The following is a 12,520-nucleotide window of genomic DNA, read 5'->3' on the forward strand; positions in this document are numbered from 1 at the left end:
ATCTTCGTAGTACGATGGCCGTCGAACTAATGAACCTCTCCGGAAGGTCCTCAGATGTCCGCACGGATCAAGATCCTGGCTGGTGATCCAGCCAGGATCTACCTGCTCGGCGCCGGCGCGTTCGCGGTCGGCACCAGCGCGTACGTCGTGTCCGGGGTGCTGCCCGACGTCAGCTCCGAGCTGCACGTCTCGCTGACCGCCGCGGGCCAGCTGGCCACCGCGTTCTCGCTGTCGTACGCGATCGGTGCGCCGATCCTGTCCACCCTGACCGGCCGGTGGGAGCGCCGTACCCTCCTGATCGCCGCACTGGTCCTGGCCGCGCTCGGCAACCTGATCGCCGCGCTGGCCGACACTTACTCGCTCCTGATCGTCGGACGCGTCGTGGCCGCCTTCGGAGCCGCTGTGTACACCCCGGCGGCCACCCTCTTCGCCACCAGCCTGCTGCCGCCCGCGGAGCGCGGTAGGGCAGTGGCCATCGTCTTCGGCGGACTCACGTTCGCCCTGGTGCTCGGCGTACCGGCTGGCACGCTGCTGGGTCCGTCGCTCGGCTACAAGGGCGTCTTCGCGCTGATCACCGCGGTCGCCGTCCTGGTCGCCATCGCCGAGCGGGCCGCGCTGCCGAAGGCCGACGCCGCGCCCGTGGTCAGCCTGCGTGAACGCTTCGCCGGGGTGACCGACCGGCGCGTGCAGATCGTGCTGGCGATGACGGTGCTCGCAGTGCTGGCCGCTTTCAGCGTTTACATCTACATCGTCCCGCTGCTCAAGCACACGGCTGGTCTCACCGGCAGCGTCACCGGTCTGTTGCTCCTGCTGTACGGCGTAGGCGCTGTCGTCGGCAACTTTGTCGGCGGACGCATCACGGACCGGTTCGGCAGCCTCCCAACGCTGGTCGTTCTGATGCTGGGCATCACGGCCGTGCTCGCAACGCTCGACCTGACACTGACGACGACAGCCGGGGCCGGTGTCGCGCTGGTGGTCTGGGGGATGCTGACGTGGGCGTTCAACCCACCGATCCAGAACCTGCTGCTGGAACTGGGTGGCGGCCTGCTGATCTCGCTCAACGCCTCAGCCATCTACCTAGGCGCCGGCTTGTCCGCCGTGGTCGGCGGACTGGTCATCCAAGCCCTGGGCGTCGGCTACCTGCCCGTACTCGCCTCCGCGCTGTCGCTGGTAGTACTAGGCCTGGTCTACGTGCTCTGGCGCGACCCTTCACTGCGACGGGTGGAGCAGCTCGAGCGTGAGGATGACCTGTACGTCACGGCCTCAGCCGACTAGTACCTCAGGCAGGTCTTCGCTGTGTACGACGACCAGTGAGGTGACGGCACGCGTCAGGCAGACGTACAGGCGTCGGAGGCCGGTCCGCTCGTCGGCCTCGCCGGACACGATGCCGGCCGGCTCCACCAGGACGACGTGGTCGAACTCGAGGCCCTTGGCCAGTGACGCCGGCACGACGTCCAGGTGCGCGTCGACGTCGTCTTCGTCGCCCAGCACCGAGAAAGCCATGCCCTGCAAGGCTTTCCGGGTCGCCGGGACCAGGGCGTCCGGGACGATCAGCCCGATCGAGCCGAGCCGCTCGGACGACTCCTGGACGCCGGTAACCGCGGCAGCGAGGCTGTCCGGTACGCGGGTGATCGTCAGCTCACCGCGGGCACGCCGTACGGCGGTCGGCGGCTTGAGGTGTGGGGCGATCGTGGGGAGCAGCCGGGCGGCGTACTCGATCACCTGACCCGGGACGCGGAAGCCCGCGGTCAGCTCCTCGGTGTGGGCGCTGGTCTTGCCCAAATGGGTCAGGGCCTCGTCCCAGGACGGTGTCGCCCACGGTGTGGTGCCCTGGGCGATGTCACCGAGTACGGTCATCGATCCGGTCGAGCACCGGCGGCCAACGGCGCGTAGCTGCATCGCGGACAGGTCCTGGGCCTCGTCCAGCACCACGTGGCCGAGGGACGGCGTACGGTCCACCAGGTCCGCGATCTCGTCGATCAAGGTGGCATCGGCAACGGACCACTTGGCCGCCCCGGGGGAACGCGGCACCTTCTCCCAGATCAGCAACGCCTGCTCGTCGGCGGTCAGGATGCCGTCCGCGTGCTCGGCCAGCAGCTCCGGCTCGGTGAACAGGCGGTACAGCAGCTTGGCCGGATCCACCGCCGGCCACAGGGCCTCGGCGTACTGCTTCACCGGGCGGCTCCGGGCGACCGAGTCCTGCACGCGGTCGTCCGGCGAGTCACCGGCCGCCTCCATCCGGAGCAGCACCGCATGGGCCAGTCGTTGCGGCAGCATCGCCCGGCCGGCGCCGTACCGGATGCCGCGCGTCCGGAGCTCGTCGACGAGCTCTTCGGCCTGGTACGTCGCCACCCGCCAGCGGTGTGCGCCCCGCGGTACGACGAGCGCGTCCTCGGGCCGCCGTACATGCGCCCAGACCGCGCGGTGCAGGACCCCGGCCATCCGGGCGTCGCCCTTGAGGACGTCGACCGGCGCCGGACCCGGCCCGGAGATCTTGACCCGGGCAACCATCTCCTCGACGGTCGTCTGCTTCGCCTCGATCTCGCCGAGGGCCGGGAGGACGTCGCCGATGTAGCGCAGGAAGCTCGCGTTCGGGCCGACCACGAGGACACCGGCGCGGCTGAGCTGGTCACGGTATGCGTACAGCAGGTACGCCGCGCGGTGCAGGCCGACGGCGGTCTTTCCGGTACCAGGCGCGCCCTGGACGCAGATCGTCTCGTCGACACCGGCCCGGACGATGACGTCCTGCTCCGGCTGGATCGTGGCGACGATGTCGCGCATCGGGCCGGAGCGGGGCCGCTCGATCTCGGCGTCCAGGATGTCGCTGTGCTGCTCGGGAGCGTCCCCCGAGGCCAGGTCCTCGTCCTCGAACGCGGTCATCTCGCCGTGCGTGAACCCGAACCGGCGGCGGACGCCGACCCCCATCGGCTCGGTCTTGCTGGCCCGGTAGAACGGCACTGAGATGTCCGCCCGCCAGTCCACCACCAGCGGCTCGCCGAGCGCGTCGTTCACGTGCCGGCGGCCGATGTGGAACGTCTCCGGGGCCGGCTCGAGGTAGTCCAGCCGGCCGAAGAACAGCGGTACGTCGGGGTCGTCCTCCAGTTCCTTCATCCGCTGGAAGATCGCGGCCTGCAGGAACTCCTGGTTGACCCGGTCCGCGCTGTGGATCTCCAGCGAGCCGGTCTTCTCCCGCATCAGCGCCAGCGCGGCCCGGGAGGTCTTCAGGTAGTCCTGCTCCGCCTGAAGCGTGTCGGACGTGTCTGCGGGCATGCTGGAACCTCCGGCGAGTGTGGGGAGCCCAGCCACGTTACTTGACCACTCTGCGCCACGGAACCGAATTAAGAGGGCGTCCGATCACCCCTTCACCGCGCCGGTCAACACCCCCTTCGCGAAGTGGCGTTGCAGGAACGGGTAGATGATCAGGATTGGGACGATCGACACCACCAGGATCGCCATCTGGATGGATGCCTGCGGCGGCAGCAGTTCGGTGCCGAGTTCGGCGCTGCCCAGCTGGGTGTCGTTGATGACGTACGTCCGCAGTACCAGCTGCAACGGCCACAGCTTGGAGTCGTTCAGGTACAGCAGCGCGGAGAAGAACGCGTTCCAGTACGCCACCGCGTAGAACAGCCCGATCACCGACAGTACGGCCTTGGACAGCGGCAGCACGATGTACGAGAACGTCTTCAGCTCACCCGCGCCGTCGATCCGGGCGCTCTCGGTGATCTCGCCCGGCAGGTTCATGAAGAACGCCCGCAGGACGACCACGTTGAACGCGCTGATCATCGTCGGCACGATCAGCGCCCAGATGCTGTCCAGCAGCCCGACACCCTTCACCGTCAGGTACAGCGGGATGATGCCGGGGGAGAACAGCATGCTGAACAGTACGACCAGCAGAATCGGCCGGCCCGCCGAGAACCCCGGCCGGGACAGCGCGTAGGCGAGCAGACACGACACGGTCAGGCTGAGCAGCGTGCCGACGACCGTCACGAAGATGCTGACCAGCAGCGCCCGGGTCACCACGCCGCCGGCGAACAGCGACTCGTACGCCCGGAAGTTCACCGACTTCGGCAGCAGCACCAGCCCGCCGGACTCGTTGATCTGCTTGTTCGGCGCGACGCTGGTCGAGATCACCCCGACGAACGGGACGATCACGACCGCGCAGAAGACCAGCAGCACCAGGCCCTTGAAGGCCCGCATCGGCCAGCCGGGCATCGGTACGCCCTGAACGATCCGCCGGCTCATTTCTGGTACACCCCTTGCTCGCCGAAGATATGCGCCACCTTGTTCGCGGTGAGCACGAGGATGACGCCGACGATGCCCTTCACCAGGCCGACCGCCGCCGCGACGCCCCAGGCACCACCCAGCACGCCGTTGTTGTAGACGTAGGTGTCCAGTACCTCGCTGACGTCCCGCCCGACCGCCTGCTGCTGCAGGACGATCTGCTCGAACCCGACCGTGAGCGAGTCGCCGAGCCGCAGGATGAACAGCAGGATGATGATCCCGCGCAGCCCCGGCAGCGTGACGTGCCAGAGCTGCCGCATCCGGGACGCGCCGTCCACGCTCGCCGCCTCGTACAGCTGCGAGTCGATCTGGGACAGCGCGGCCAGGAACAGGATCGTCGCCCAGCCGGTGTCCTTCCAGATGATCTGCGATGTCAGCAGCACGTGGAACAACTCGGAGTTCCCGATGATGCTGACCGTCGCCAGGTCGTGCGAGCGCAGGTAGTTGTTCAGCAGGCCGCTGCCGCCGAGCATCTGCTGGAACAGCGCGACCACGATCACCCAGGACATGAAGTGCGGCAGGTACAGGATGCTCTGCGCGATCCGCTTGATCCGCTCGGAGAACAGCGAGTTCAGCAGCAGCGCGAGCAGGATCGGCGCCGGGAACACGAAGATCGACTGCAGGCTGGTGAGGATCAGCGTGTTCTTCAGCGCCCGCAGGAACGCCGGGTCGCCGTTGAAGATCACGCTGAAGTTCTCCCAGCCCGACCAGTCACTGCCGCCGATCCCGAGGAACGGCTGGTAGTCCTTGAACGCGATCACGTTCCCCAGCAACGGCACGTAGTGGAACGCGATGATCAGCGCGACACCGGGCAGCGCGAACAGCAGCAGCACCCGGTCCCGCAGCAGCCGCCGCCCGAGACTCAACCGCTGCGGCGGCTTCGAGGCACGGTGCAACATCACTTCCCGCCCGCCGTGGCGAACGCGTCCTGCAGCTCCCCGCGGATCTTCTCACCGCCGGAGGACATGTACGTCTTGACGCCCGCGGCCCAGTCCGACACGGGCTTCTTCCCCTGGACGATCTGGTTCTCCAGGTCGTTCATCGCCTTGACCAGCTGCGCGGACTTCTTCGACGACGTGTCGGAGTACAGGCCGTACGACGCGTCGTACACGAGCCGGTCCGCGACCTTCTGCTGGATCGCGTGCTGCTTCTGCGGTACGTCGGGCTTGCCGGCCCAGTAGAGCGCCAGCGTGGAGTCGCTGATGTACTGCAGGCCGATGCCGGTCTCGACGGTACCGACCTTCGTCGGGACCGGGTCGGTGCCCTGCAGCGTGTAGTGCCGCCCGGCCACGCCGTACTTGCGGAACAGGTACTCCTCGGTGCCGAACGGCGCCGCCATCCAGTTCGCGATCTTCAGCAGCGTGTCCGGCGAGTGCTTGCTGTCCTTGTTGAACGACGTCACGTTGTTCAGCGCCGCACCCATCCACGGCTTGCCCTCACCGCCGGAGAATCCCGGTACGTCGAGCATGTTCACGCCGAACGCCGGGCCGGCCGTGTTGTCGCTGTAGTACTGGTTCCACGCGACGAAGCTGTCGTAGTCGAACGCCGCGATGCCGCCGTTGAACCACTGCTTCCGGGCGCTCGCCTTGTCGTTGAACGCGTCCGGGTTGACGACGCCGGCGGCAACCATCTTGCGGGCCGCCTCGAGCGCCTCGGTGTTCGCGTCCGCCTCGTACACCGAGGTGAACTTTCCGCCGTCCTGCGCCCAGTTGTTGGGCAGACCAAGCATCATCCGGATGTACGACAGCGGGACCCGGGTCCACGCCCAGCGGTTGTCCTTCGCCGAGGTCATCTCCCTGCACAGGTCGAAGAACTCCTGGAAGTTCTTCGGAGCCGGGTCGTTGATGCCCTTCGCGGCCAGCAGGTCGGTGCGGTACAGCGGCAGCGACGTCCGGGACATGCCGCGCGGCACCGGAACGCCGTAGATCGCGCCGTTGAAGACGCAGCCCTTCCAGTACTCGGTCGGGATGTTGGCCAGGAACGGGTACTTCTTCGCGGCGTCGCCGGACAGGTGCTCGGTCAGGTCCATGCACTTGGACTTCACCAGGCCGGGGATCTGCGGGGTGTCGGTCGGGATGTTCAGGATGTCCGGCAGGTCGCCGCCCGCGATCCGGGTCGCGAACTTGTCCTTGTACTCGTCGTTCGAGGCCATGCTGATCTGCAGCTCGGACCCGAGGCGCTTGTTCACCTCCTGCCAGAACTGGTTCTGGCCGGTGGCCGGCGGGATCGCGCCGGGGATGTTCGTCATGAACGTGATCGGCTTGCCGTCGCCGGGGGCGTCGGTGATCGCCTTCACCGGGTTCGCCGGGTACTTCAGGAACCCGTCGAGCACCACGTCGGTGCCGGGCAGGTCCGGCTTCACCTCGCCGTACTTCACGTACGTCGGCAGCTTCACGGCCGCGTTCGCCGCGGCGGTGGTCTTCTTGTCGGACGCGCACCCCGCCAGCAGCGGCGTACCCGTGACCGCGACAGCGGCGGCGGCCAGACCGCCACCGAGGAAACTTCTTCTGCTGACCGGCATGAGGCCTCACTTCCATCGGAGGGCCACACCATGACATAGTACGTCCTATGTCTTCAAGAGTCGGCGCTTCGGAAATCTTCGATCCGGCGGGCAGCGGGTACCACACGTTCCGCATCCCGGCGGTGCTGGCGCGTGGCGACGTCGTCCTGGCGTTCTGCGAGGGACGGCTGCACGGGTCCGGCGACGCGGGCGAGATCGAGGTCGTACTGCGGCGCTCGCTCGACGGCGGCCGGACCTGGCTGCCGCTGCAGGTGGTGTCCGCCGCGCCCGGCAAGACCTGCGGGAACCCGGTGCCGCTGATCGACCCGGGCACCGGCGACCTCGTCCTCGTGACCGTGCAGAACGGCGCGGACGCGGTCGAGATGTCGCTTGCCCGCGGCACCGATCCGGTCGACGGCCGGCGGGTGTTCGTGCAGCGCTCGCCGGACGACGGTGCCTCGTGGTCGCCCGTCGTGGAGATCACCGCGCAGGTGAAGCCGGACGACTGGGGCTGGTACGCGACCGGGCCCTGTCACGGGATCACCTTGCGGACCGGGCGGCTCGTCGTACCGGCGAACCACTCGTTCGTCCCGTCGGCGCCGGTCGAGGACCTGATCCGGCTGAACGGCGGGCACTGCATCTACAGCGACGACGGCGGGTTCACCTGGTCGGTCGGTTTCGTGGACCGCAACGACGGCGCCGAGATCAACGCGAACGAGACCGCCGTCGCCGAGCTGCCCGACGGGCGGCTGTACTTCAACGCCCGCAACCACCAGGGCACCGGCCCCGCCCGCGTGCACGCCTGGTCGGCGGACGGCGGCCGCACCCTGGACGCGCCGTACGCCGGGATCCCCGAGATCACCGCGCCCGGGATCCAGGGCAGCGTGCTGTGCCTGCCGGACGGGAGGCTGCTGCTGTCCACCCCGGTGAACCCGACGTCCCGCCGGGAACTGACCGTTTTCGTCAGCGCCGACGCCGGGGCGTCCTGGAAGCCGGAGCTGGTCGTGCACGAGGGCATGGCCGGGTACTCCGATCTCGTGCTGCTCCCGGACGGTGCCGTCGGCATCTTCTACGAGGCCGGTGAGACCTCCTCGTTCGCGACCTTGCGCTTCGCCACATTCGCCCTTTAGAGGTTGGAGTTGTTTTGACCGAGTCCGCCCAGTTGACCGGCGTCGTACCGCCGCTAGTCACCCCGCTCACGCCCGAGTACGACGTCGACACCGCATCGCTCGCCCGGCTGATCCAGTACCAGCTGGCCGGGGGTGTGAACGGGATCTTCGTCCTCGGCACCTCCGGCGAGGGAACGTTCCTGACGGACGAGCAGCGCCAGCTCGTACTGGAGACGACCGTCGCCGAGGTGGCCGGTCAGGTGCCGGTCCTGGCCGGGGTCATCGACACCTCCACCAACCGCGTCGCCGCGCACGTCTCGGCCGCCTTGAAGGCCGGCGTGGACGGGCTGGTCGCCACGGCTCCGTTCTACGCCGCCACGCATCCCGCCGAGATCGAACGCCACTTCGTGCGGCTCAAGGCGCTGGCGGAGGACACGCCGCTCTACGCCTACGACATCCCGCCGCGGGCCGGCACGAAGCTACCCGCCTCCCTCGTCACCTCGCTGGGCGAACAGGGCGTGATCGCCGGAGTGAAGGATTCGTCCGGGCAGGAGACCTCGCTCCGTGAGCTCGTCATCTCCCGTCGCGAGAAGCAGCTGAACGGCTTCACGATCATGACCGGGTCCGAGGTGACGGTCGACTCGTCGCTGGCTTTCGGCGTCGACGGCGTCGTACCTGGGCTCGGCAACGTCGACCCCGCCGGCTACGTGCGGCTGTATAAGGCGGCCGTCGCCGGGGAGGCCGCGGCGGCGCGCGAGGAGCAGGATCGGCTGTTCCGGCTGTTCGACATCATCAAGGTCCCGGACCGCTCCCGGATGGGCGCGAGTTCGTCGGCGTTGGGTGCGTTCAAGGCGGGCCTCTACCTGTTGGGTGTGATCGACTGCCCGGTCACGGCGTACCCCTGTATTCCTTTGAGCGACACGGAGATCGAGGCGATCCGGCCGCTGCTGGACCGGGCCGGATTAGACTGAGCGGTCCAACCAAGGGAGGCCGGCAGTGACAACGGGTGGGCTCAGCCGGGCACGCGGTGCGGCAGGGAACCAGTCCTTCATCCGGGACGCGATGAAGTCGTACATTCTGGAGCGCGGCCTGAAGGCGGGTGACCCGCTGCCGAACGAGCAGGACCTGATGGCCCAGCTCGGCGTCGGCCGGCACCCGCTCCGCGAAGCGATGAAGGCCCTGCAGGCCGTCGGCATCATCGAGATCCGGCACGGCTACGGCACGTACGTCGGCGAGGTGAACCTGCAGTCGCTGGAGGACGGCCTGGCCTTCCGCATGTCCCAGTCGATGGCCGGCGACCTCCGCGACGTCCAGAACGTCCTGGAGGTCCGCCAGGCCATCGAGGTAGGCCTCGCCGACGACGTCGTCGACCATTTCAAACAGCACGGGTACGAAACCCTCGAGCCCATCGTCGAACGCATGGAAGCCCAAGCTGCCGAAGGCAACTACTTCCCCGACGAGGACTGGGCCTTCCACCAGGCCCTCTACGAGCCCCTCGGCAACGCCCTCGTCATCGACCTACTCTCCGTCTTCTGGCGAACCTTCGCCCAGGTAGACGCCCGCCTCCCCGGCGCCCGCTACACCCCCTCCGACGCCGCCGCCTGGCACCGAGACCTCCTCAGAGCCCTCGAATCCGGCAACCCCACCACCTACGCCACCTCGATGAAGTCCCACTTCAACGGCATCCACACCCGCCTAGGCGAATAGTCCGTTCTGGAACGCCAGCCGCTCGTCCGCGCCCGCCGCCAAACCGTCGAGCACGTCGTCGAGCTGCAGGAACACCTCCCACGCGGTACCACCGATCCGCTCGACGACCAGCTGCTCCAGGTCAGGCACGCGCTTCGCTTTCCACACCTTGTCGGCGAGGCTGACCAGAAGATCCTCGAGCGGGGACTCGGCGCTCCAACTACCGTGCGACCCGGCGAACCGCGCCAGGTGCGGCGGTACGCCGGCCTCGAGCAGCAACTGCTCGCCGACGGCCTCGTGGAGATGTCCTGGCGCGGACAACTCCTCCGGGTGCCGCACCTTGCCGATGTCGTGGGTGGCCGCGCCGAAGCGGACCGCGGTCGCGTCGAACGTGATCGTCGGGTACGCCGTGCCGAGCCAATCGGTCAGCTCGCACGCGACGTCGTGCACCAACTGCAGGTGCGCCACCAGACGTGGCGGTGCCTGCAGTTGGTGCAGTAGATCTGTCGCCTCAGCAGGAAGTTGCCTCAGGCGAAGGGGTTCTCGGCGTCGGCTGATCCCCTCTCCTCCTTCTTTCCTTTGTTTTGGGGTCAGGTGAAGAGGTTTTCGGCGTCGGCTGATCCCCTCCCCTCCTTCTTTCCTTTGCTTTGCGGTTAGGCGAAGAGGTTTTCGGCGTCGACGATTGTGTAGGCGTAGCCTTGTTCGGCGAGGAAGCGTTGGCGGTGGGCGGCGAATTCGGCGTCGATGGTGTCTCGGGCGACGATGGAGTAGAAGCGGGCGGTGCGGCCGTCGCCCTTGGGGCGGAGGACCCGGCCCAGGCGTTGGGCTTCTTCCTGGCGGGAGCCGAAGGTGCCGGAGACCTGGATGGCGACCGACGCTTCGGGCAGGTCGATGGAGAAGTTGGCGACCTTGCTGACCACCAGGCGGGTGATTTCGCCGTGCCGGAACGCGTCGAAGAGGCGCTGGCGTTCGCGGACGGTGGTTTCGCCTTTGATCACGGGGCATTCGAGGCGTTCGCCGAGCTCGTCGAGCTGGTCGATGTACTGGCCGATGACCAGCAGCGGTTCGCCGGCGTGGTGTTCGGCGATCCGGCGTACCAGCTTGGACTTCGCGGGGGTGGAGGCCGCGAGGCGGTAGCGGTCCTCGGGCTCGGCGGTCGCGTAGACGAAGCGCTCGGTCTGCTCCAGGTCGACGCGGACCTCGATGCAGTCCGCGGGCGCGATCCAGCCCTGGGCCTCGATGTCCTTCCACGGGGCGTCGTACCGCTTCGGGCCGATCAGCGAGAAGACGTCGCCCTCGCGGCCGTCCTCGCGGACCAGCGTCGCGGTCAGCCCGAGGCGCCGGCGGGTCTGCAGGTCCGCGGTCATCCGGAAGATCGGCGCGGGCAGCAGGTGCACCTCGTCGTACACGATCAGGCCCCAGTCGCGCGCGTCGAACAGCTCCAGGTGCGTGTAGACACCCTTCCGCCGCGTCGTCATCACCTGGTACGTCGCGATCGTGACCGGCCGGATCTCCTTGCGCGCACCGGAGTATTCGCCGATCTCGTCCTCGGTCAGCGTCGTACGGCGTAGGAGCTCGTCCTTCCACTGCCGCGCGGACACCGTGTTCGTGACCAGGATCAGGGTGGTCGCGGACGCCTGCGCCATCGCGGCCGCGCCGACGATCGTCTTGCCGGCGCCACACGGCAGTACGACGACACCGGAGCCGCCGTGCCAGAACGAGTCGGTCGCCTGCTCCTGGTACGGGCGGAGGTCCCACCCGTCCTTCACCAGGCCGATCTGGTGCGCCTCACCGTCGACGTACCCGGCCAGGTCCTCTGCGGGCCAGCCGAGCTTCAGCAGGGTCTGCTTGAGGTGACCGCGCTCCGACGGGTGCACGAGGACGGTGTCGTCGTCGATGCGTTCACCCAGCATCGGCTTGACCTTGTTGGAGCGCAGCACCTCCTCCAGCACCGGACGGTCGGTCGTAACCAGCACCAGCCCGTGCTGCGGGTGCTTCTCCAGCCGCAGGCGCCCGTACCGATCCAGAGTCTCGGCGATGTCGACCAGGAGCGAGTGGGGGACCGGGTAGCGGCTGTAGCGCAGCAGAACGTCGATCACCTGCTCCGCGTCATGCCCGGCAGCCCGCGCGTTCCACAGCCCGAGCGGCGTCAGCCGGTACGTGTGCACGTGCTCCGGCGCCCGCTCCAACTCGGCGAACGGCGCAATCGCCTTCCGACACTCGTTGGCGTCCGCATGCGCCGTCTCCAACAACAAGGTCTTGTCCGACTGCACGATCAGAGGACCGTCCGTCACCACAGCTCCCATCCACGACACCCGACCCTCCATTGTGCCTGTTCCTGCCAAATACCGTCCGAGCGTGACCGGATGGGGTGGTTGCTGGCCGCTCTGGGGCCACCGAGGCCAACAACACCCAACTGCACACTCAGTCGAAGAACCTCCGCAACCTGGGGCTGTAGGCGACGGCATCCACCTGCTGCTCGATCGGCCAGCTCGCCTGGACCGTGGTCGCGTCCGTCGGCGCTTGGAAGCGGCGTTTGACCCGCTGGATGACGTCGTCGGCCAGCTTGTGCCGTTCACTATCGGCAGTGGCGCGGCGTGAGGTGAGCAGCGGCTCGTCGGCGGCCAGGTAAACGAGGTGGTGCTCCATGCCTTGAGCGCTGGCGAAGGCCTGCCAGCGTTCGCGGTCCCGGTTGGTCGGGTTGACCCAGCTGAGGACCACTAGCGCGACACCGTCAACCAGATGCTGACCGATGCGTGCCTCGGCCTGGCGGATGGTTTCCGGCCATTCGGCGAACGGTACGCCGTCCTCGATGCGGAAGCCTCGTTCGCGGTTGATGTGGTCCAGCTCGACGACCGCGGCGCCTTTCTGTTCCAAGGCGCGTGCGAGGGTCGTCTTACCGCTGTAGGGCAGTCCGGTCAGGATCAGCAGTAGCGCGGGCACT

11 protein-coding genes are annotated in these 12,520 nt (G+C 68.0%); 4 read left to right on the plus strand and 7 right to left on the minus strand.

Translation table 11 applies throughout. From position 1 onward, the window contains the following. Nucleotides 1–54: 54 nt before the first annotated feature. Nucleotides 55–1,275, plus strand: coding sequence for an MFS transporter (locus ACXJJ3_RS28890; RefSeq protein WP_458164984.1), 1,221 nt, complete (start codon nt 55–57; stop codon nt 1,273–1,275). On the opposite strand, the gene ACXJJ3_RS28895 is transcribed toward ACXJJ3_RS28890, so the two are convergent. The 4 genes from ACXJJ3_RS28895 to ACXJJ3_RS28910 all read right to left on the minus strand — a co-directional run bounded on the left by ACXJJ3_RS28895 (nt 1,264) and on the right by ACXJJ3_RS28910 (nt 6,802). After that, complete coding sequence (locus ACXJJ3_RS28895; protein ID WP_458164985.1) at nt 1,264–3,270, minus strand: HelD family protein; 2,007 nt, start codon at nt 3,268–3,270, stop codon at nt 1,264–1,266. The two genes, ACXJJ3_RS28890 and ACXJJ3_RS28895, sit on opposite strands and share 12 nt — an antisense overlap. Before the next feature lie 84 nt (nt 3,271–3,354). Next, entirely contained in the window at nt 3,355–4,242 is an 888-nt protein-coding gene (locus ACXJJ3_RS28900) for a carbohydrate ABC transporter permease (RefSeq protein ID WP_458164986.1), read from the minus strand. Continuing rightward, a complete protein-coding gene (locus tag ACXJJ3_RS28905; RefSeq protein ID WP_458164987.1) occupies nt 4,239–5,180 on the minus strand; it encodes an ABC transporter permease in 942 nt (313 codons plus the stop codon). The genes ACXJJ3_RS28900 and ACXJJ3_RS28905 overlap by 4 nt, the downstream gene beginning before the upstream one ends. After that, a complete protein-coding gene (locus tag ACXJJ3_RS28910) occupies nt 5,180–6,802 on the minus strand; it encodes an extracellular solute-binding protein (protein WP_458164988.1) in 1,623 nt (540 codons plus the stop codon). The genes ACXJJ3_RS28905 and ACXJJ3_RS28910 overlap by 1 nt, the downstream gene beginning before the upstream one ends. A 47-nt stretch (nt 6,803–6,849) precedes the next feature. On the opposite strand from ACXJJ3_RS28910, the gene ACXJJ3_RS28915 reads away from it, so the two are divergent. The 3 genes from ACXJJ3_RS28915 to ACXJJ3_RS28925 are packed head-to-tail and all read left to right on the plus strand — an operon-like array spanning nt 6,850 to nt 9,597. Beyond that, on the plus strand, nt 6,850–7,911 hold the full coding sequence (locus ACXJJ3_RS28915) for a sialidase family protein (RefSeq protein ID WP_458164989.1): 1,062 nt from the start codon (nt 6,850–6,852) through the stop codon (nt 7,909–7,911). 14 nt (nt 7,912–7,925) lie between these two features. Then, nucleotides 7,926–8,861, plus strand: coding sequence for a dihydrodipicolinate synthase family protein (locus ACXJJ3_RS28920; protein ID WP_458164990.1), 936 nt, complete (start codon nt 7,926–7,928; stop codon nt 8,859–8,861). 25 nt (nt 8,862–8,886) lie between these two features. Beyond that, the gene (locus ACXJJ3_RS28925; protein WP_458164991.1) at nt 8,887–9,597 is read left to right on the plus strand and encodes a FadR/GntR family transcriptional regulator; all 711 of its coding nucleotides are present in this window, start codon (nt 8,887–8,889) and stop codon (nt 9,595–9,597) included. On the opposite strand, the gene ACXJJ3_RS28930 is transcribed toward ACXJJ3_RS28925, so the two are convergent. From ACXJJ3_RS28930 to ACXJJ3_RS28940, 3 genes are all read right to left on the minus strand, one after another. After that, nucleotides 9,586–10,044 (minus strand): HD domain-containing protein, encoded by a 459-nt coding sequence (locus ACXJJ3_RS28930; protein ID WP_458164992.1) that lies wholly within the window; start codon nt 10,042–10,044, stop codon nt 9,586–9,588. The genes ACXJJ3_RS28925 and ACXJJ3_RS28930 overlap by 12 nt on opposite strands. Nucleotides 10,045–10,229: 185 nt before the next feature. Beyond that, nucleotides 10,230–11,870, minus strand: a complete 1,641-nt coding sequence (locus ACXJJ3_RS28935; RefSeq protein WP_458164993.1) for a DNA repair helicase XPB — start codon at nt 11,868–11,870, stop codon at nt 10,230–10,232. A 130-nt stretch (nt 11,871–12,000) separates the two neighbouring features. Next, nucleotides 12,001–12,519, minus strand: a complete 519-nt coding sequence (locus ACXJJ3_RS28940) for an AAA family ATPase (RefSeq protein ID WP_458164994.1) — start codon at nt 12,517–12,519, stop codon at nt 12,001–12,003. Nucleotide 12,520 lies beyond the last annotated feature (1 nt).

Source organism: Kribbella sp. WER1, assembly GCF_054189145.1.

Bases quoted from the DNA above. Each gene is read 5' to 3' on its own strand.
- ACXJJ3_RS28890 (WP_458164984.1), top strand. From the start codon at position 55: ATGTCCGCACGGATCAAGATCCTGGCTGGTGATCCAGCCAGGATCTAC.
- ACXJJ3_RS28895 (WP_458164985.1), bottom strand. From the start codon at position 3,270: ATGCCCGCAGACACGTCCGACACGCTTCAGGCGGAGCAGGACTACCTG.
- ACXJJ3_RS28900 (WP_458164986.1), bottom strand. From the start codon at position 4,242: ATGAGCCGGCGGATCGTTCAGGGCGTACCGATGCCCGGCTGGCCGATG.
- ACXJJ3_RS28905 (WP_458164987.1), bottom strand. From the start codon at position 5,180: ATGTTGCACCGTGCCTCGAAGCCGCCGCAGCGGTTGAGTCTCGGGCGG.
- ACXJJ3_RS28910 (WP_458164988.1), bottom strand. From the start codon at position 6,802: ATGCCGGTCAGCAGAAGAAGTTTCCTCGGTGGCGGTCTGGCCGCCGCC.
- ACXJJ3_RS28915 (WP_458164989.1), top strand. From the start codon at position 6,850: ATGTCTTCAAGAGTCGGCGCTTCGGAAATCTTCGATCCGGCGGGCAGC.